The sequence below is a fragment of the Kutzneria sp. NPDC052558 genome, assembly GCF_044547355.1.
Lineage (GTDB): Bacteria > Actinomycetota > Actinomycetes > Mycobacteriales > Pseudonocardiaceae > Kutzneria.
On the sequence record NZ_JBIUAG010000010.1, the window covers coordinates 308,760 to 329,639 of the forward strand.

Genomic DNA, 20,880 nt, shown 5'->3' on the forward strand with positions numbered 1-20,880 from the left:
CTTGAAGCCCCCTGGGAAAATGGTAACGAGTTGATAAATTGCGGCGACGTACGCCGCGAGCCGGCATTCGGTTCAATCCTCCCCCGAATGGGGTATGTTTCCTGCTCGGGGTGGTCGCGCGGGAATAGGCGCGTTGGTCCAACTTGTGCTTTGTCGCGCATTTTGGTAACCCCCTTTGGAAAGAATCTTTCCTATCGACTTCGACAGCTCGGGCGAGTTGGATAAAAAGGGCGTGGCCGGTGTGTCGGTGTTAATGTCAATCGGAGCCGTTGCGCCGTCCCCTCGATGCGGTATAAAGGGATCGCCGAGTCTGGCATCCTCCTTCTGCCGTGCCGCCCCTGAAAGGGGTTCTTACGTGAGCGGACTGGTTCGTCGATCCATCGGTGTCGTCGCGGTCGGCGCCGTCGGCGCATTGTTGACGGCCTTGTGCGCCGCCGCCCCCGCGGCGGCGGCCACACCCTCCCGCCTGGACCTGAACGTGCTGTTGATCGGGGCCGGGGCGTCCGACCCGACCACCGCGGCGTGGCAGTCCGCGCTGAGCGGAGAGGGCGTCGCGTACACGACGGCCACGGTGAGCGGGGCCGCGGGCAGCCAAACGGTGAGCCTGCCCGCGCTGTCCACCGGCGCCGAGGGCCACTTCAACGGCGTGGTGATCGCCGACTCGCCGACCAACTTCGCCGCCGGCGCGCTGGACACGCTGTACGACTACGAGGCGGCGTTCGGCGTCCGGCAGGTGGACGGCTACATGTACCCGTCGCCGGCGCTCGGCGTGACGGCCGGCCCCGGGGGCACGTTGGACAACACGACCGCCCAGCTGACCGCGGCCGGCCGCGATCAGCTGCCCGAGCTGAAGGGCCCGGTGCCGATGGACGCCGGCACCTACGGTTATCCCGCGACCGCGGTCGCCGGCGCGCCGTTCACGCCGTGGCTGGAGAACTCCGCCGGCAACGTGCTCGCCGGCGTGTACCAGCATCCCGCCGCCGACCGGCAGGCCAACGTCTCCGAGCTGGCGCTGACCTTCGACTACAACGCCAGCCAGACGCAGTGGCTGCTGCTGGCCCCGGGCCTGGTCAACTGGGTCACCCAGGGCCTGCACCTGGGCCTGTACCGGAACTACTTCGGCGAGGACGTCGACGACCTGTTCATCGCCGACAACGAGTGGAGCTCCGAGCTCCAGTGCACGCCCGCCGCCACCGAGCCGGTGGACGTCGGCTGCCCGACCTCGGCGCAGGGCAATCCGGCCGCCGGGCCGCCGGACTCCCAGATGACCGCGGCCGATGTGGCCTATGTGGCGAACTGGGAGAAGCAGACGGGCATCACGCTGGAGTTCGCCTTCAACGGCGTCGGGGCGTGCACCGCGCCGAGCGCCACGGCCGCGTCGAACGCCAACTGCACAGGCAGCACGACGGTGAACGGGACGACCTACACCCAGCCGGGCCTCACGGTCGACGCCGCCGCCCCCAACAGCTCCGGCCTGGTCAACGCGTTGCTGGCCAACCAGTCCTCGTTCAACTGGATCACGCACACCTGGTCGCACCTGTTCCTGGGCTGCGTCGTGTGGCAGCCGCTGCCGGTCGACACGCCGGTCGTGGGCAGCGGCGGCACGCTGGCCGCCGGCAGCTACAGCTACGAGGTGACCGCGGCGACCGCGTACGGCGAGTCGGAGCCGTCCACCCCGGCCACGGCGACGGTCGGCGCGTCCGGCTCGGTGTCGCTGAGTTGGGCCGACGCACCCAACGGCGGCGGCCCCTCGCTGTCCACACTGGAGTCGAAGTTCTCCGGCGGCAGCGGGTTCTGGGGCTACAACGTGTACCGGAAGGACCCGGGCGCCACCGGCTACGGGCTGGTCGGCCAGGTCGCCGAGGACGCCACCGGCGCGACCGGCGCCTACCAGTTCACCGACACCGGCGCGACCGCGCCGGGCGCCGCCCCGGCGACCACGTCCACCTTCCCGACCGCGACCGACCCGGGCATCTCGTGCGGCGGCGCCAACAATTCGGGATGGACGCCGGCCGGCGGCGCCGGCAGCATCGGCCAGGAGATCGGCCTCGACGACGCGTTCGCGGTCAACAACGGCCTCACCAACTGGTCGCCGAGCGCCGTGGTCACCGGCGAGCACTCCGGCCTGGAGAACCCGAACATGCCGGCGGCCGTCGCCGGCCTCGGGGTCACCACGCTGGCCGCGGACGCCTCCCGGCAGCCCAACCAGTACCCGATCGGCGGCGCGGCCTCGGCCCCGCGCTATCCGAGCAACATCTACTACAACGCCAGCAACTGGCCGGACCAGCTGAACGAGTACAACACGCTCTACGTTGCCGCCGGCCACTCGCTCGGCGACGCCCAGTTCCCCAACGAGACCGGCCGGTGCGTCGCCAGCGCGGTGACCACCTGCCTGACCACGGCGGCCACCGAGGCCTCGGTGCTGGCGTCGGAATCGCACATCATGCTCAGCCACGTGCTCGCCAACGACCCGCGGGTCGGCTACGCGCACCAGTCCGACCTCATCGGGCCGGCCACCCAGACCGTCAACGGCGTGACGCAGGACTACGGCTACACCCTGCTGACGCTGATCTCGAACATGCTGTCGCAGTACAACAGTTGGTACGCCGCGCCCATCGCGCCGGTCACCGACGCCACCGAGTCGCGGATCCTCACCCAGCAGTCCGGCTGGTCCGACGCGCAGCGCGCCGGCACGGTGACGGCGTCCGTGCAGAACGGCGTCGTCACGGTGGCCAACACCGGCGGGACCGGGGTCGACGTGCCGATCACCGCGCCGGCTGGCACGACGGTGAACGGCGCCGCGTTCGGCGAGTCCTACGGCGGCGCGCTGTCCACCTGGACGAACCTGGCCGCAGGCGCCTCGCTGACGTTGACCGAAAGCATCGCCCCGGCGGTCATCAGCGGCGACTCGGCCACCTCGATCGTCGGCGCCCCCTTCTCCACGACCGTCGCGACCACCGGCTCGCCGACGCCGGCCCTCACCGAGTCCGGCGCCCTGCCCGCCGGGCTCACCTTCACCGACCAGGGCAACGGCACGGCGCTGATCGCCGGGACGGCCGTCGGCGGCAGCGGCGGCAGCTATCCGATCACCATCACGGCGACGTCGACATCGGGCACCGCCGTGCAGAACTTCACCCTGACCGACGCGGAGGCGCCCGCGATCACGAGCCCGACGACGGCGGCGTTCACGACCGGCGTGGCCGGCGCCTACACCGCGACGACCACCGGCTACCCGGCCGCGACGATCACCGAGAGCGGCCCGCTGCCGGCCGGGCTGACGTTCGCCGACAACGGGAACGGCACCGCCACGGTGTCCGGCACCCCGGCTGCCGGCGCCGCCGGCTCCTACCCGGTGACCATCTCGGCCACCAACGTCTCCGGCAGCACCGCCACGCTGTCGGTGACGATCACCGTGCAGGACCCGAGCCCGCCGGCGATCACCAGCCCGGCCGCCGCCTACTTCACCGTCGACTCGAACGGGGCGTTCGCCGTCACCGCCACCGGAGTGCCCGCCCCGGCGATCACCGAGTCCGGCCCGCTGCCGGCCGGGTTGACGTTCGCCGACCAGGGCAACGGCACCGCGCTGCTGTCCGGCACGCCGACGACGGCCGGGGCCGTCGACGTGGTAGTCACCGCGACCAACGCCTCCGGCGCCATCACGCAGACGCTGACCGTGAACGTCGCCCCCGCGCCGGCGACCACCGCCGCGGCCGCGGCTCGCTTCGGGATCCGTTCGCCCAGCCAATAAGCGAGCAATCCTCGGCCACCCCGGCATGCCCGCGCGGCGCATGCCGGGGTGTCTCAGGTCATGGCGACTGGTCGTCACATCCATTCCCAGGCGCACGAGCCCAATGCCTTCGCGCTGGCCGCCCGGTGCGCCGACATCGTCTACGTGACGCCCACCCACGAGCACGATGCCGCCCGGATCGTCGGCTTCCACCTGCGACCGGCTTCGTCACTCCAGGCCCCCAGGTCACAACAGCTCAAACCCGGTCAAGCACGGGACGCTCCGGGGCCCTGGGGGCATAGCGACGCAGCGCAGGCAGCCGCGAGTGTCAGACCCCGCCGTTAGGCTCCCCGCCATGCGGGAGCTCATTGACGCCCTGGTCCGGTCCGCCGAACGCGAGGGCATGGAACTCTACGGAGTGCACATCTACCGCCGCGGTGCCGAGCCGGTCGAACGCAGGCTCCGCTCGGACGACCGAGTCGACGTGCGGTCGGTCTCGAAGACCTTTACGTCCGTAGCGCTTGGCATCGCCGAAGCCGAAGGCCGCCTCGCCCTGGACGACCCCGCCCTCAAGTACTACCCCGAGCTAGCCGGCTCTGCCGCGCCCGGCCTGGACCAGGTCACGCTCCGGCACTTGCTCATGATGACGTCCGGCAGCCCGTACTTCTGGTCCGCTTACGACCCCGTCGTAGTCCCGGACCTAGCCGCTGACTTCTTCGCGACCCCGCTGGCGCACGAGCCCGGCACGTATTTCAGGTACACCGGCATCGGCCCGTACATAGCGGCCCGCGCCCTGCGCGCCGCGACCGGCGCCAACGTCCGCGACTACCTGTTGCCCCGCCTCTTCACCCCGCTGGCCATCCACAACCCCCAGTGGCACACCTGCCCCCTCGGCCATCCGGTAGCGGAGAGCGCCCTGCACCTGAGGACGTCCGAACTGGCCCGCTTCGGCCGCCTCCTGCTCGACGAGGGCCGCCACGAAGGCCGCCAGTTGGTCCCCGCCGAATACTGCGCGCGAATTGCGACTGAAACCGTCCCGACCGTGCAGGACCCAACGGACGAAGGCTTCCGCCTCTCGGACAGTTACGGCCTCGGCGTCTGGTGCACCCGCGGGGAAAAAACGTACAAAATGGCAGGCCTCTACGGTCAGCTCTGCATAATCTCCCCGGACAAGGAGGCGGTGGTAACCGTAACCGCCCACGTGGAAGGGGGCGTCCCCCGGCGAACCTCTATAACAGCCCTAATAGACGAAGAGATCGTAGCCCGCCTATAAAGGCAAGCGTTCCTCGGGTGAAGCCCAAGAGTGCCCGTGTCAGCATCGGGCCACGGGAACGATTTCCCTGTCGGCGTGCCGGAAACTGGCCAACGCGTTCTCGGTCGCACACCTGATCGCCATAGCCACCCCTGGTGCTGCAACGGCATTCTGCTCAAGGTATTTCGTGACTATCGGTTCGCGTCCGAGGCCTACCAGTTCTTCTATGTCTCGGTCGAGGGCGGTGACTAGAATGGCGACCTGTGCCCAGTATCTGGGCCACCAGACATGGGGCAGCCGCAGACCCGCCTTGGCCCGCCACAACAACTGCGCGCCCGTGTCGGCAGCGGCGCACCAGTCCGCCCAGTTGTAGAAGTTGCGGTCGGCGATCAGCAGCCAGTCGGCGTCCAGCCGCGGATACATCCTGCGGGCCAGGGCCTGCTCCCGGCTGCCCTTGCCCGCGATCCCGCCGATCTCGGCGTCCACCACCGCGTGCGAGGCGCACTCGCTGACGGTGACCACCCGGATTTTCGCGAACGCCGACTTGTCGTCCTCGCCGCCGGCGTCCCCGAACTCCGCGGTGTCGGCCTGGCTGGACGGGGCGTCCCACTCGAACCCGTCAATGGCCATCACCCGCCACGGGCCCAGAAACGCCCCGCGGGTCAGGTGGTCCGCGACCGGGACCGCGACCTGGGCGAACAGCTCCCGCAGCGGTTCGTGCCCGAGCCGCTGGCGGGCCTGGGTGATCCCACCCGAGGTCGGCACACTCCACCCGTCATCCCAGCAACCCCACGAGGACAGCGTGTCGGTCAGCCGGGCCGCGACTTCCTCGTAGTCCTCATCGGCGAACAACGCCATCGCCATCGCCGTCAGCCGGTTCCCGGCAGCCACCCCAACATCCTGCGCTATGACAGGTGATCATGCCGCCCGAGCGTCATCGTCCAGACACCAGGACCACCAAGATCAAACTAAGCCAAGTGACATTGGACCCGGGTGGAGCCCATCCGCGATATCGGCATGGTCGGCTCAGCCGTCCGGAACGGGACGCGGGGGGCGGCCAATGTCAGCTTTAGGGCCGGTTCAGCGACTCGGGCTACGTTTTCCCCACGGCCGTTTCGTCCGGCAGCCACGTGTAACCAAGCAAAGGGGAGCGATTGATGACCGTGCGGACCAGCGGGTTGCGGCTACCGGCCGCGGCGACGGCGGTGTTGTCCGACCTGTCCTCGTTCGCCATCAGTAAGCTGGTGGTGCCACCGTTCGCGCCGGCGAAGGACGATCCCCGGGTGGCCGATCCGGCCAATTCCCTGGTGCTGGTCGACCTCGTCGAGAAGCTGCTGAAGTACGAGTCGAACAACGAGGACTTCAGCGGCGAGAGCCCGACGGTGAACGACCGCGCGGAGGTGGCGTACGAGTTCTTCGACGCCGCGGGTGACAAGGTCGGCCAGAGCAAGGGCGTCGGGCAGATGCTCTATCAGCGTGAGGACGGCGGTTTCGTGGCCTACTTCGGCGAGGAGATCCGGTTGCGGGACGGCAATGTCATCCGCACTGGCGGCCTCATCGACGACGCCCGGCTGACCGCGGGGGAGCAGGCGACCATTACGGCGGTGGGCGTCGCGGGCCCGTTCCGCGGCGCGGTCGGCTTCCGGCAGTTCCGGCCGGTGGTGCCGCATAAGGAATACGCGTCGGCGATCGTGCTCTATCGCCGGTGATCTGATTCGTGTCCAAGGGCGGTGGCCGGTGATCCGGCCACCGCCCTTGGCGTTCACGCGGTGAGTTCGGCGCGGAGGTAGCGGGCCAGCGCGGCCGGCGTCGGGTGGTCGTAGATGGCGACCGGCGGCAGGTCCACGCCGGCCTCCGTCTTGAGCCGGTTGCTCAGCTCCAGCGCGGTGAACGAGGAGAAGCCCAGTTCGAGCAGGCTGTGCTCGCCCTCGATACGATCCGGCGACTGATGACCCAGGACCGCGGCGACGTGCCGGCGCAGCAGGTCGAGCAGCAGCGTCTCCTGCTCCGCGGCCGGTGCGGCGACCATGTCCCGCACCCATGACTTGTCGGTGGGCTCGGGTGGGACGGGTGCCTCGACACGATTCGTGGCGCGCCAGTCCGCCAGCGCGGGCCACAGCTGCGCCAGCGCGTCCCGCAACGGCGCGTCCAGGCCGAGGGTGTCGGCGAGTTCGACGCTGTCGGGCCGGTCGAGCGCGGCCAGGAATCGGCCTTCCGCCGAGGAGGTCCGCACGCCGAGCGTGGACTGGTCCAGCCAGTAGCGGTCGGACTCGAACGGGTAGGTGGGCAGGTCCAGCCGGTAGCGCACCGGCCCGGCCCGCCAGTCGACCCGGGTTCCCCGCACATGCAGCGCGCCGAGGGCCGTGGCCACGGTCGTGAGCTCCGGCCGGTCCGGGCGCAGGACCGGCGCGAACACCGGGTCCGAGGTCGCGCCGGTGAGGCACTGAGCGCCGAGGCCGCACAGGGTCGCGTCCGGGCCGAGTTCGACGAACCGGTTCACGCCAAGTCCCTCCAGCAGGCGCATGCCGTCCAGGAAGCGGACGCCCCCGCGGAGCTGGGCGGTCCAGTAGTCCGGCGACGTGAGCTGCCCGGCGCCGGCCACGCCACCGGTCACAGTGGACACCAGTGGAATCCGCGGCGGCGCGAAGGCGAGTTTGCCGGCGACCGCGCGGAAGATGTCCAGCACGCCGTCCATGTGCGGCGAGTGGAACGCGTGACTGACCCGCAGCCGGCGGGCCTTCACCCCCTGCGCGCGCAGATCGGCGACCAGTCGGCGAACGGCCTCGGCGTCCCCGGACACCACGGTCGACCGCGGACCGTTGACGGCCGCGACGGACACCAGGTGCTCCTGACCGGCGAGCAACGGCGCGACGACCTGCTCCGCCGCCTGAACGGACACCATGGCCCCGCCGCTGGGCGCGGCCTGCATCAGCTTTCCCCGGGCCGCGACCAGAACGGCTGCGTCGGGCAGGGTGAGCACGCCCGCCGCGTGCGCCGCGGCCAGCTCGCCGATGGAGTGGCCGATGAGGTAGTCGGGGGTGACACCGTAAGAGCGCACCAGACGGTACAGCGCGGTTTCCACGGCGAACAGCGCGGCCTGGGTGAACGCGGTCTGGTCGAGCAGCGCGGCGTCGGCGTGCCCCGGCTCGGCGAAGATCACGTCGCGGATCGGGCAGTCGAGGAACGGGTCCAGCTGCGCGCACACCTCGTCCAGCGCCCGCGCGAACACTGGTTCGTTCGCATAGAGCTCGCGGCCCATCCCCAGCCGTTGGCTGCCCTGGCCGGTGAACAGGAAAGCGATCGCACCGGGCCGGGGTTGGCCGCGGACCGCGGTGTCCGCCGCCGCGCCATCGGCCACCGCGGCCAGGCCGGCCAACGCCTCGGCGCGATCCCCGGCCGCCAGCACCGCCCGGTGCGTGAACTCGGCCCGTCCGGTCAAGAGCGCGGCGCCGATGTCGCCGACCGGGATGTCGGGATTCGCCGTCACGTATTCGGTCAGCCGGGCGGCTTGACGGCGCAGGGCCTGCTCGCCGCGGGCGGACAGCACCCACGGCAGGATCGCCGGTCGCGCGGTCTGCTCGGGCGTCTCCGCCGGCGCCTGTTCCAGAATGAGGTGCGCGTTGGTGCCGCTGATCCCGAACGAGGACACCGCGGCCCGCCTCGGCCGGTCCACCTCGGGCCAGGCGGTCGGCTCGGTCAGCAGGTCGATCGCGCCGGCCGTCCAGTCCACGTGCCCGGACGGCGCGTCGACGTGCAGCGTCTTCGGCACGACGCCGTGCCGCATCGCCAACACCAGTTTGATCACGCCGGCCACGCCGGCGGCGGCCTGGGTGTGGCCGATGTTGGATTTGATCGACCCCAGCAACAGCGGTCGGGGCCGGTCCCGACCATAGGTCGCCAGCAGCGCCTGGGCTTCGATCGGATCACCCAGCGTGGTTCCGGTGCCGTGCCCCTCGACGACGTCCACATCGGACGGACGTAGTCCGGCGTCAGCCAGCGCCGCGCCGATGACCCGTTGCTGGGCCGGCCCGTTCGGCGCGGTCAGGCCGTTGGTGGCGCCGTCGGCGTTCACCGCGGAGCCCCGGATCACCGCCAGCACCGGATGGCCGTGGCGCTGCGCGTCGGAGAGCCGTTCCACCACCAGTTGGCCGACGCCCTCGGCGAAGCCGGTGCCGTCGGCGGCCTCGGCGAAGGCCCGGCAGCGGCCGTCCGGGGACAGACCCCGCTGCCGGCTGAATTCCACCAGCAGCGCCGGATTCGCCATCACCGTAGTGCCGCCGGCCAGGGCCAGGTCGCATTCGCCGTTGCGCAGCGCCCGGACCGCCAGGTGCAGCGCGACCAGCGATGACGAGCAGGCCGTGTCCACGGTGAGCGTGGGCCCCTCGAAGCCGAAGGCGTAGGCGATCCGACCGGACGCGACGCTGGCCGCGTTGCCGGTGAGCAGGTATCCGTCGAGGCCGGCGGGCGGCGGCGCGGACAGCGGCACGTACTCCTGCCCGACGAGACCAGCGAAGACGCCGGTTCGGCTGCCGCGCAGGGCGTGCGGCGGGATGCCGGCGCGCTCCAACGCCTCCCAGCTGGTGGTCAGCAGCAGCCGTTGCTGCGGGTCCAGGGCCAGCGCCTCGCGGGGCGTGATGCCGAAGAAATCGGCGTCGAACTCGTCCGCGCCGGTCAGGAACCCGCCGGATCTGGTGTAGCTGGTGCCACTGTGGTCGGGGTCGGGATCGTAGAGGGCTTCCAGGTCCCAGCCGCGGTCCTTGGGGAGTTCGGTGATCGCGTCCACGCCGTCGGTCACCAGCCGCCACAGGTCCTCCGGCGTGCGCACGCCGCCGGGGAACCGGCAGGCCATGCCGATGACGGCGATCGGCTCGTGTCGCGCCGTCTCCAGCTCTCGCAGCCGTTGTCGGGTGCTGCGCAGATCCTCGGTGGCCCGGCGCAGATAGTCGAGCAGTTTGTCCCGCTCCGCATCGTTTTCCGGCATGGTCGCTCCTACCGATCGGACAGTCGCCCGAGCTCGTTGTCGATGAAGTCGAAGATCTCCTGGGCCGACACCGGTCCGGCCGGCGCGGGCGGGGCGGCGTCGAGCCGGGTGACCAGAAGGCGCAGCCGTTCGGCGATCCCGGCGCGCGCCGCGTCGTCCGATCCGATTCCGGCCAGTGCGCGGTCCAGCCGGTCGAGGTCGGCCAGCGCCTCCTCGACTCCGGTCGCGGCCGGCTCGATCACCAGCTCGGCGGCCAGTTGGCCGGCCAGCGCCTCGGCGGTCGGGTAGTCGAAGACCAGGGTCGGGGTCAGCCGCAGTCCGGTGGCCGAGCCGAGCCGGTTGCGCAGCTCGACCGCGGTCAACGAGTCGAATCCCAGTTCCTTGAACGTCCGGTCGGCGTCGACCGCCTGCGCGCCGGCATGTCCGAGCACGGCGGCCGCCTGCTCGCGGACCAGGTCGACGAGCACCGCCGCCCGTTCGACGTCGGTGAGCCCGGCCAGGCGGCGGCGCAGCTTGTCCTCGTCGACCGTCGCCTCCGCGGCGCGCCGCACCGAGGTCGCCGCCAGCCCCCGCAACAGCGGCCCCGCATCGCGCAGCGCGGTCGGATCCAGCCCACTGGCCACCAGTTCGGCCCGCTCCGCGGCCATCGCGCCGTCGAACAGACGCAGGGCCTGCTCGTCCGCCAGCGGGACCAGGCCGGCCCGGCGGAGGCGATCACGCTCGGCCTGGTCGAGCCGACCAGTGATGCCACTGGTGCGCGCCCACAGGCCCCAGGCGATGGAGGTCGCCGGCAGGCCGAGTGACCGGCGGTGCGCGGCGAGCGCGTCGAGGAACGTGTTGGCCGCGGCGTAGTTGCCCTGCCCGGCCCCGCCGAACACGCCGGCCACCGACGAGAACAGCACGAACGCGGCCAGGTCGAGGTGACGGGTCAGTTCGTGCAGGTGCCAGGCCGCGTCCACCTTCGGCCGCAGCACGGCGTCGAGCCGCTCCGGCGTGAGCGAGGCGAGCACGCCGTCGTCGATCACGCCCGCGGTGTGCACCACGGCGGTGATCGGGTGCGCGGGATCGATCCTGGCCAGCAGGCCCGCCACACCATCCCTTGTGGACACATCGGCCGCCGCGACATCGACCCGTGCGCCCAACTCGGTCAACTCCGCCACCAGCTGGTTGGCGCCGGCGGCGGCCGGGCCGCTGCGGCTGGCCAGAAGCAGATGCCGGACCCCGTGCGTGGTGACGAGATGCCGCGCGGTGGCGCCGGCGAGGGACCCGGTGCCGCCGGTGACCAGCACGGTGCCGTCGCGGTCGAGCTCGTGCGGAATGGTCAGCAGCACCTTGCCGACGTGCTTGGCCTGACTGAGGAAACGGAACGCGTCCGGGGACCGGCGCACGTCCCAGGCGGTGTGCGGGGACAGTCGCAGCGCCCCGCTCTCGAACAGGGCGAGCAGCTCGGTCAGCATCCGCTGGATGCGGTCCGGGCCGGCGTCCATCAGCTCGAAGAACCGGTAGACGACGCCGGTGTGCTCGGCCGCGACGCGCTCCGGATCGCGGATGTCGGCCTTGCCCATCTCGACGAACCGCCCGCCGGGGCCGAGCAACCCCAGCGATGCGTCTACGAAGTCCTTGGTCAGCGAGTTCAGCACGACGTCGACGTGGCCGAACCGCTCGGCGAACTCCAGCGTCCGGGAGGAGGCGAGCCGGTCCTCGGCCAAGCCCAGCTCCCGCAGCACCGGCCACTTGCCGGGGCTGGCCGTGCCGTGCACGTCCGCACCGAGGTGACGGGCCAACTGCACGGCGGCCATGCCCACGCCTCCGGTGGCCGCGTGCACCAGGATCGACTCGCCCGGACGCAGGCCGGCCAGGTCGACGAGGCTGTAGTACGCGGTCAACCACACCGCCGGGACCACCGCCGCCTGGGCGAAACTCCACCGGTCCGGCATCCGGCCGACCAGTCGGTGATCGGTCGCCGCGACCGGCCCGATCGCCCCCGGGAACAGCCCGAACACCCGGTCGCCGACGGACAACCCGGCCACGGCCGGACCGACCTCGGTCACGACCCCGGCGCCTTCGCTGCCGAGCAGGACCTCGCCCGGGTACATGCCCAGCGCGAACAGCACGTCCCGGAAGTTCAGTCCGGCCGCGCGCACGGCGACCCGGACCTGGCCTGCGCCCAGCGGCTGTTCTTCGATCTCCTCGAACGCGAGGTTGTCCAGGGTTCCCCTGCCGTTCAGGCTGAGCCGCCACGCGTCGGTGGCCGGCGCGATCAGGCCGTCATGCGTGCGGGGGACCAGTCGGGCGGCGAGCACCGCGCCGTCGCGGATCGCCAGCACGGGCTCGTCGGCGGCCAGCGCCGCCGGCAGCGACTCGGCGGACTCGCGGACTCCCATGTCCACCAAGGTGATTCGGCCCGGATGCTCGGCCTGCGCGGAGCGGATCAGACCCCGGACCGCAGCGGCGGCCAGGTCCCGCACCGGATCCCCGCCGGTCACACCGACCGCGTCCCGGGTCAACACCACCAGCCGGCTCGCGGCGAACCGCTCGTCGGCCAGCCAGCGTTGCAACGCCTCCAGGACGTGGGCGGTCAGCTGGTGGGTCGCCGTGTCGATCGGCAACTCGGGGTCGCCCGCGACCGACAGGACGGCGATCTCGGCCGGGTCGTCGAGCTGGTCGGCCGGCAGCACCTCGGCCAGCCCGAACGGATCGCCGCCGATGAGCTGGATCCGTGCCGGCGCCGGACCGTCGGCCACCGGAACCACCGGCCAGTCGACCTGGTGCAGCCCCTCGGGCACGGTCGGGCGGAGGGCGGCGAGTTGGGCCTTGTCGAGCGGCCGGACGGTCAGCGCGTCCGCCATCAGGACCGGCGCACCGGTCGGATCGGTGGCCAGCAGCGCGATCGTGTCCGGTCCCGTCATGGTGATGCGGACCCGTAGCGCGGTCGCACCGATCGCGCACAGGGTCACCCCGGTCCAGGAGAACGGGAGCGAGGCGGAGTCGAGAGCCCCGAGGCCGAGGCCGTGCAGGGCGGCGTCCAGCAGGGCCGGGTGAAGGGTGAACTCGGTCGCGTCCGCCCGCTGGTCGGCCGGCAGCGCGACCTCGCCGAACACCTCGTCGCCTCGCCGCCACGCCGCCTGGAAGCCCTGGAAAGCCGGACCGTACCGGAATCCGACGGCCGCGAGGCCCGTGTACAGCTCGCTGGTGTCGACTGCGGCCGACCCGGCCGGCGGCCAACTGTCCAACGTTTCGCCGAGGGGTTCCGATGTCGAGCTCAACCGGCCCGTCGCGTTGGTGGTCCACGGTGTCGTGTCGAGCGGGTCGCCGGCGCGGTGCGGCCGGGAATGCACCCGCACTGTGCGTAGACCCTGGTCGTCCACCGGGCCGACGGCCACCTGGAGGTCGATCGCGCCGTGCTCGGGCAGCAGGAGCGGCGTGGCGAGCACGAGCTCGTCGATCCGGTGGCAGCCTGCTCGCTGGCCGGCCTGAAGGGCCAGTTCGACGAATCCGGTGCCCGGGAACAGGACCGCACCGCCGACGGCGTGTCCGGCCAGCCATGGGTGGGTGCGCAGGGAGATGCGGCCGGTCAGGAGGAACCCGTTCCCGTCGGCCGGCCGGACCTCCGCGCCGAGCAACGGATGCCGCACCGCGTCGAGGCCCAGATCGCCGGCGTCGCCGACCGCGGCCGGCGCGTCCAGCCAGAACCGTGAGCGCCGGAACGCGTAGGTGGGCAGGTCGACCCCGTTCTGGTCGCCGAAGACCGGTGCCCAGTCGACGGCCACCCCGTGGACGTGGGCCGAGGCGACCGCGCCGACGAACGTGTCGACCTCGGGTCGGTTCCCGCGCTGCGTCGGGATCAGGACCGGGTTGTCGTCGAGGATGGCGTCGACCAGCGGAGTGAGCACGGCATCGGGCCCGATCTCGAGGTACGTGCGCACGCCCCGCGCGTGGAGGGCCCGGATGCCGTCCGCGAACCGCACGGTGTCCCGCACCTGACGTACCCAGTGGTCCGGCGAGTCGAGCGACGCCGCGGGGTCCACTGTGGACACGATGGGGATGCGTGGCACGTGGTAGGTGAGTCCGGCGGCCACCGCGGCGAACTCGGCGAGCATCGGCTCCATCAGCGGCGAGTGGAAGGCATGGCTCACCCGCAGCCACCGACTGTCCACATCGGTCAGTCGGGCGGCGATGTCGGCGAGTTCCTCGGCGTCCCCGGACAGCACCACCGCGTTCGGCCCGTTGATCGCCGCGATCGACACCCGGTCGCCCAGATGCTCCGCGACCCGCTCCGGTCCGCACCGCACGGCGAGCATGCCGCCGCCGGCAGGAAGTTCCCGCATGAGCTGTGCCCGTGCGGTGACGAGGGTCGCGGCGTCGGCGAGATCGAGCACGCCGGCGATGTGGGCGGCGGCGATCTCGCCGATGGAATGGCCGATGAGGTGGTCGGGGACGATGCCGTGCGCGGTGAGCAGGCGGTGGAGGGCGACTTGGTGGGCAAACAGGGCGGGCTGGGTGTACTGGGTCTGGTTGATGCGCTCCGCGTCGTGGATGACGTCGGCGATGGGGAGGCCGAGGGCGGCGCACACCTCGTCGAAGGCGGTGGCGAACACGGGATAGGCGTCGTAGAGCTGCTGGCCCATGCCGGGGCGTTGACTGCCCTGCCCGGTGAACACGAACGCGGTCGAGCCGGGCGAACCGGCGTCGCCCGCGACGACGTTCGGGGCGGTGACCCCGTCGGCGAGGGCTTGCAGGCCGGCCAGGGCCGCGTCCCGGTCGGCCGCGACCACGGCGGCACGCCGCGGCAGGCCGGCCCGGCTGGTGACCAGGGTGTGGCCGATGGCGGCCAGGTCGGCCGCCGGGTTCGCGACCAGGTGCGCGTGCAGCGCCGCCGCCTGTGCGGTCAGCGGCCCGCGCGCCGTCAGCACCAGCGGCACAGGAGTGTCCACAATGGACGACTTACGTTCCGTGCCGGCCGGTGGTTCCTCGATGATGACGTGCGCGTTGGTGCCGCTGATGCCGAACGCGGACACGCCGGCCCGCCTCGGCCGGTCCACCTCGGGCCAGGCGGTCGGCTCGGTCAGCAGGTCGATCGCGCCGGCCGTCCAGTCCACCCGCTCGGACGGCGTGTCGACGTGCAGGGTCTTGGGCAGGATCCCGTGCCGCAGGGCCAGCACCATCTTGATCACGCCGCCCACCGCCGCGGCGGCCTGGGTGTGGCCGATGTTCGACTTGAGCGACCCCAACAACAGCGGCCGTTCGCGGTCCTGGCCGTACGTGGCCAACAGGGCCTGGGCCTCGATCGGGTCGCCGAGGGTGGTGCCGGTGCCGTGGGCTTCTACGGCGTCCACATCGGACGGTCGCAGTCCGGCCGCGTCGAGCGCGGCGCGGATGACGCGCTGCTGGGACGGGCCGTTCGGCGCGGTCAGGCCGTTGCTGGCGCCGTCGGAGTTGACGGCCGAACCCCGGACGACGGCCAGCACCGGATGGCCGTTGCGCCGGGCGTCGCTCAGCCGCTCCACCACCAGCTGTCCCACGCCCTCGGAGAAACCGGTGCCATCGGCGGAATCGGCGAACGCGCGGCACCGGCCGTCCGGCGACAGCCCGCGCTGCCGGCTGAAGTCCAGCAACAGATGCGGCGTGGCCATCACCGTGACGCCACCGGCCAGCGCGAGGTCGCACTCGCCGTTGCGCAGTGCCTGCGCGGCCAGGTGCAGCGCGACCACCGAGGACGAACAAGCGGTGTCCACGGTGAGAGCCGGGCCGACCAGACCGAACGTGTAGGCGACCCGGCCCGATGCCACACTGGTGGCGTTGCCGGTGCCGAGGTAGCCCTCGAAGCCCTCCGGCGTGTTGTCCTCCAGCCGGGCCCAGTAGTCGTTCACGTTGACGCCGGTGAACACGGCGGTTCGGCTGCCGCGCAACGACGTCGGGTCGATGCCCGCGCGTTCCACCGCCTCCCACGCGGTCTCCAGCAGCAGCCGCTGCTGCGGGTCCGTGGCCAGCGCCTCCCGCGGGTTGATGCCGAAGAAGTCCGCGTCGAACTGGTCGGCGTCGTGCAGGAACCCGCCCTGGCGGGTGTAGACGGTGCCGTGGTGGTCCGGATCGGGGTGGTAGAGCTCGTCGAGCCGCCAGCCGCGGTTGGTGGGGAACTCGCCGATCGCGTCCACTCCGTTGATCAGCAACTGCCACAGGTCCTCGGGCGAGCGCACGCCGCCCGGGTAGCGGCAGGCCATGCCGACGATGGCGATCGGCTCGTCGACCGGCGTCGTCCGAACCGGCGGCCGCGCGGTGGTCGCCCCGCCGACGATCTGCGCGCTGAGGTGGCCTGCCAGCGCGGCCGGGGTGGGGTGATCGAACACCAGCGTGGCCGGCAGCCGCAGGCCGGTGGCCGCGGCCAGCCGGCCGCGCAGCTCCACGGCGGTCAGCGAGTCGAAGCCGAGGTCGCGGAACGACCGACCCGACTCGATCTCGTCGATGCCGTCGTGTTTCAACACCGCCGCCGCCGTCTGCCGCACCACGTCCAGCAGCACGGTCATCCGCTCGGCGTCGGCCAGACCGGCAAGCCGGTCGGTCGACCCGGACGGTTCACCGTCCGTGGCGGCCGTACGCCGAACGGCGACCGGCGCGGCGCGCGGGGCGGGCTCGGCGACGACCAGCCGGGAGAGGTCGACGGGCCGCAGGGTCAGGGCTTCGACGTCGGCGACCGGGGCGCCGGTCGGATCCGCGACGGTCACGGCGAACGTGTCCGGCCCGATCGGCGACAGGCGTACCCGGACGGCCCGTGCACCCACCGCGTGCAACGCCACTCCGTTCCAGGCGAACGGCAGTGTCACCGCGGACTGCTCGCTGACGGTGGCGGCGGCGAGAACCTGAACGGCTGAGTCCAGCAGGGCGGGGTGCAGTCCGAGGCGGGCCGTGGTCACCTCGTTGGGCAGGCGCGCTTCCCCGTACAACTCCGCGCCGACCCGCCACACCGCGCGCAGGCCGCGATAGCTCGGCCCGTAGCCGACCCCGAGGATGGCCAACCGGTCATAGAACTCGGTCAGGTCCACCGGCTCCGCGCCGGCGGGCGGCCAGACAGACAGGTCCGCCGAAGCCGGCTCCCGCGTGCTGACCGCGAGGTAACCGGTGGCATGCCGGGTCCAGTCCTCGCCGTGCCGCGCGTGCACCGCGAACTCCCGCCGACCCGTGTCGTCGGACTCGGCCACGGTGACCTGGAGATCGACTCCGTCGGCCGGCAGCGCCAGGGGCGCCACCACGAGCAGCTCCTCGACGCGGTCACTGCCGACCTGGTCGCCGGCCCGCAGCGCCAGTTCGACGAACGTGGTGGCGCTGACCAGCGTGGTGTCGCCGACGCTGTGCTCGGCCACCCAGGGCTGATGCCGCGCCGCCAAGCGGCCGGTGAGCAGCGTCCCGGCCCCGTCGGCCAGCCGGGTGCTGGCGCCGAGCAGGGCGTGTTCGGTGGCGGCCAGGCCGAGGTCGGCCGCGTCGGTGACCGCGTCCGGCGCGTCGAGCCAGTGCCGGCGGTGCTGGAACGGGTAGGTCGGCAGGTCCAGGTGCCGTCCCGGCGCCCCGGCGAACACCGTGCGCCAGTCGACGGTCGCCCCGTGCGCGTGCGCGGTGGCCAGCGAGGTGAGGAAACGGGGCCGGCCGCCATCGTCGCGGCGCAGCGAGCCGGTTGCCAGTGCGGTGTCGCCGATCCCGGCCTCGTCCAGCGACTCCTGCACGCTGACCGTCAACACCGGATGGGGACTGGTCTCGACGAACAGCCGGTGCCCGCGTTCGATCAGATGCCCGACGGTGTCGGCGAACCTGACCGTCACCCGCAGGTTCCGGTACCAGTACTCGGCATCGAGACCAGTGGTGTCCAGTTCGCCCGCGGTGACCGTGGAGAAGAACGGCACCTCCGCGCGACCGGGCGCGATGTCGGCCAGCACCTCCAGCAGGTGTTCGCGCAAGGGCTCGACCTCGGCCGAGTGCGACGCGTAGTCCACCGGGATGACGCGGGCCCGCACCCCGTCCGCCTTGCAGGCGGCCACGAACCGCGCGAGCGCATTCGCGTCGCCCGAGATGACTGTCGATTGTGGACCGTTGACGGCCGCCACACTCAGCCCGTCGCCGACGCGCGCTGCGGCCTGGTCGGCCGGCAGTGCCACCGAGGCCATGCCGCCGGTGCCCGCGATCCGGCGAATCGCCTTGCTGCGCAACGCGACCACCTTGGCCGCGTCGGCCAGCGACAGCGCGCCGGACACGTAGGCCGCCGCGATCTCGCCCTGGGAGTGTCCGATCACCGCGGCCGGCCGAACGCCGTGCGAACGCCACAACGCGGCCAGCGACACCATCACCGCGAACAGCGCGGGCTGGACCACGTCGACCCGATCCAGCGGCGGTGCGTCACCGGTGCCGCTGATCAGGTCGAGCAGCGACCAGTCCACATGCGGCGCCAGCGCTTCGGCGCAGGCGCGCAACTGCTCGGCGAACACCGGCGACGACTCCAGCAGGTCCCGGGCCATGCCTGGCCACTGAGAGCCCTGTCCGGGAAACACGAACACCACCGGGCCGGGCTCGGCCACGGCCGGCGGCACCACGGTGGCCGCGCTCTCCCCGGCGGCCAGCGCGGCCAGTCCGGTGAGCGTCTCCTCGGTGTCGGCGGCGATCACCGCCGCGCGGTGGGGAAGTTCCGATCGCGTGGTGGACAGAGCCCGGCCCAGTTCGACGACCGACACGTCCGGACTGGCCAGCACGAACTCGCGTAGCCGTGCGGCCTGCTCCGCCAGTGCGGTCGCGGACCGGGCCGACAGCAGCAGCGGCACGGCGACGGTGGGATCGTCAGTGGCGGCCGAAGGCGTCGGTGCGGGAGCTTCCTCCAGGATGAGATGGGCGTTGGTGCCACCAACCCCGAAGCCCGACACCGCGGCCCGCCGGGGGCGTTCCCCGGCTGGCCAAGCCACCGGCTCGGCGAGCAGCGACACTGCTCCGGCCGACCAGTCCACTTGGGGTGACGGCTGTTCGACGTGCAGTGTCCGGGGCAGCACTCCGTGCCGAAGCGCCTCGACCAGCTTGATCACGCTGGCGACGCCGGCGGCGGCCTGGGTGTGGCCGATGTTGGATTTGATGGAGCCGAGCCATAGGGGTTGGTCGCGGTCCTGGCCGTAGGTGGCCAGCAGGGCGTGGGCCTCGATCGGGTCGCCGAGGGTGGTGCCGGTGCCGTGGGCTTCTACGGCGTCCACATCGGACGGTCGTAGTCCGGCCGCGTCGAGCGCGGCGCGGATCACCCGTTGCTGCGATGGGCCGTTCGGCGCGGTCAACTGACTGCTCCGGCCGTCCTGGTTGACCGCGGAACCGCGGATCACCGCCAGCACCGGATGGTTGTGGCGCTGGGCGTCGGACAGCCGCTCCAGGACGAGAACGCCGACGCCTTCGCCCCAACCGGTGCCGTCCGCGCCAGCCCCGAACGCCTTGCACCGCCCGTCCGGGGACAGACCGCGCTGCCGGCTGAACTCGATGAACGTGTTCGGCGTGGCCATCACGGTGGCGCCGCCGGCCAGGGCGAGATCGCATTCGCCGTTGCGCAGGGCTTGTGCGGCGAGGTGCATGGCGACGAGGGAGGAGGAGCAGGCGGTGTCCACACTGACCGCCGGGCCGGTGAGACCGAACGTGTAGGAGACGCGGCCGGAGGCGACGCTGCCGGCGCTGCCGGTGCCCAGGTATCCCTCGAAGCCGTCGGGAGTGCGGCCCAGCAGGCGCAGCGCGTAGTCGTCGTACATGACGCCGGTGAACACGCCGGTCTGGCTGCCATGCAACGAGAGCGGGTCGATGCCGGCGTGTTCCACCGCTTCCCAGGAGGTTTCCAACAGCAGCCGCTGCTGCGGGTCGATCGCCGCCGCCTCGCGTGGATTCACGCCGAAGAACGCGGCGTCGAACTGGTCTGCGTCGTGCAGGAAGCCGCCGGAGCGGGTGTAGACCTTGCCGGGCCGGTCCGGGTCCGGGTCGTAGAGCTCGTCGAGCGGCCAGCCGCGGTTGGCCGGGAACTCCGAGATCGCGTCGACTCCGTCGTCGACGAGCCGCCAGAGATCCTCCGGCGTGCGCACCCCGTGGGGATAGCGGCAGGCCATGCCGATGATCGCGATCGGCTCGCCGGCGCGGGACTCCACGTCGTGCAGCCGCTGTCGCGTCTTCTGCAGGTCGCCGGTGACCCGGCGCAGGTAGTCCCGCAGCTTGTCCTCAGTGCTCGTCATGCGATGTCGTCCGTCCCCCGGAACCGGTCAGGAGATACCCAGTTCGTTGTCGATGAAATCGAACAGCTCGTCGTCGGAGGTGGCGCTCAGCGTCGAGCCCACGGTGTCGGTCGGCGGCGCCGGCTCGGCCGTCGGCGACAGCAGGTCGGCCAGATGGTCGGCCAGGTCGCCGGGCGTCGGATAGTCGAAGGTCAGCGTGCTCGGCAGCCGCAGCCCGGTGATCTCGTGCAGCTGGTTGCGCAGGTCCACCGCCGTCAACGAGTCCAGCCCCAGATCGAGCAGGCCGGTGCGGTCGTCGACGCTGGCCGGCGACTTGTGCCCGAGGACCGCCGCGATCCGGGACCGCACCTCGTCCTTCACCGCCGCCCGCGCCTGCTCGGATGTCAGGCCGGCCAACCGATCCGTGAGCGAGTCGGCGGTGCTGGCCGGGCTTTCCCGGACGGGCAGCAGTTCCCGCATCAGCGCGGGGCGTCCGCGCAGCCCGGACAGGTCGAACACGGTCGGCGCCAGCACCGGTTCCGGCCGGCCGAGGGCAGCGTCGAACAGCGCGAGGGCCTGGGCCTGCGACATGGGCACGATGCCGGTCCGCGCGATACGTCCGAGGTCGGTGTGGGTGAGGGTGGTGGCCATGCCGGTGTGCCAGAGGCCCCAGGTGAGTGAGGTGGCGGGTTGTCCGTGGGTGTGGCGGTGGTGG

5 protein-coding genes and 2 pseudogenes are annotated in these 20,880 nt (G+C 71.9%); 3 read left to right on the top strand and 4 right to left on the bottom strand.

What is annotated here, in order from left to right; all coding sequences use genetic code 11:
• The first annotated feature begins 355 nt into the window (after positions 1-355).
• Positions 356-3,748, top strand: a complete 3,393-nt coding sequence (locus tag ACIG5F_RS20460) for a putative Ig domain-containing protein (RefSeq protein ID WP_396519587.1) — start codon at positions 356-358, stop codon at positions 3,746-3,748.
• Positions 3,749-4,082: 334 nt separating this feature from the next.
• Complete coding sequence (locus ACIG5F_RS20465) at positions 4,083-5,000, top strand: serine hydrolase domain-containing protein (RefSeq protein ID WP_396519589.1); 918 nt, start codon at positions 4,083-4,085, stop codon at positions 4,998-5,000.
• 39 nt (positions 5,001-5,039) lie between these two features.
• On the opposite strand, the gene ACIG5F_RS20470 is transcribed toward ACIG5F_RS20465, so the two are convergent.
• Positions 5,040-5,870, bottom strand: coding sequence for a transposase domain-containing protein (locus tag ACIG5F_RS20470; RefSeq protein ID WP_396519591.1), 831 nt, complete (start codon positions 5,868-5,870; stop codon positions 5,040-5,042).
• 266 nt (positions 5,871-6,136) lie between these two features.
• Here ACIG5F_RS20470 and ACIG5F_RS20475 point away from each other — a divergent pair, with 266 nt between their 5' ends.
• A complete protein-coding gene (locus tag ACIG5F_RS20475; RefSeq protein WP_396519593.1) occupies positions 6,137-6,688 on the top strand; it encodes a hypothetical protein in 552 nt (183 codons plus the stop codon).
• Positions 6,689-6,741: 53 nt separating this feature from the next.
• Here the strand turns inward: ACIG5F_RS20475 and ACIG5F_RS20480 are convergent.
• The 3 genes and pseudogenes from ACIG5F_RS20480 to ACIG5F_RS20490 form a co-directional block, all read right to left on the bottom strand.
• Positions 6,742-9,906: pseudogene (locus tag ACIG5F_RS20480) on the bottom strand (type I polyketide synthase); the annotation flags it as partial.
• Positions 9,907-9,968: 62 nt separating this feature from the next.
• A pseudogene (locus ACIG5F_RS20485) lies at positions 9,969-20,174 on the bottom strand (SDR family NAD(P)-dependent oxidoreductase); the annotation flags it as partial.
• Between the two features lie 39 nt (positions 20,175-20,213).
• Positions 20,214-20,880: beta-ketoacyl reductase (locus ACIG5F_RS20490; RefSeq protein ID WP_396519595.1), on the bottom strand; the 667-nt coding region annotated here is incomplete at its 5' end.

Excerpts from the sequence above, each read along its gene's own strand:
- ACIG5F_RS20465 (WP_396519589.1), top strand. The coding sequence starts at position 4,083 with ATGCGGGAGCTCATTGACGCCCTGGTCCGGTCCGCCGAACGCGAGGGC.
- ACIG5F_RS20475 (WP_396519593.1), top strand. The coding sequence starts at position 6,137 with ATGACCGTGCGGACCAGCGGGTTGCGGCTACCGGCCGCGGCGACGGCG.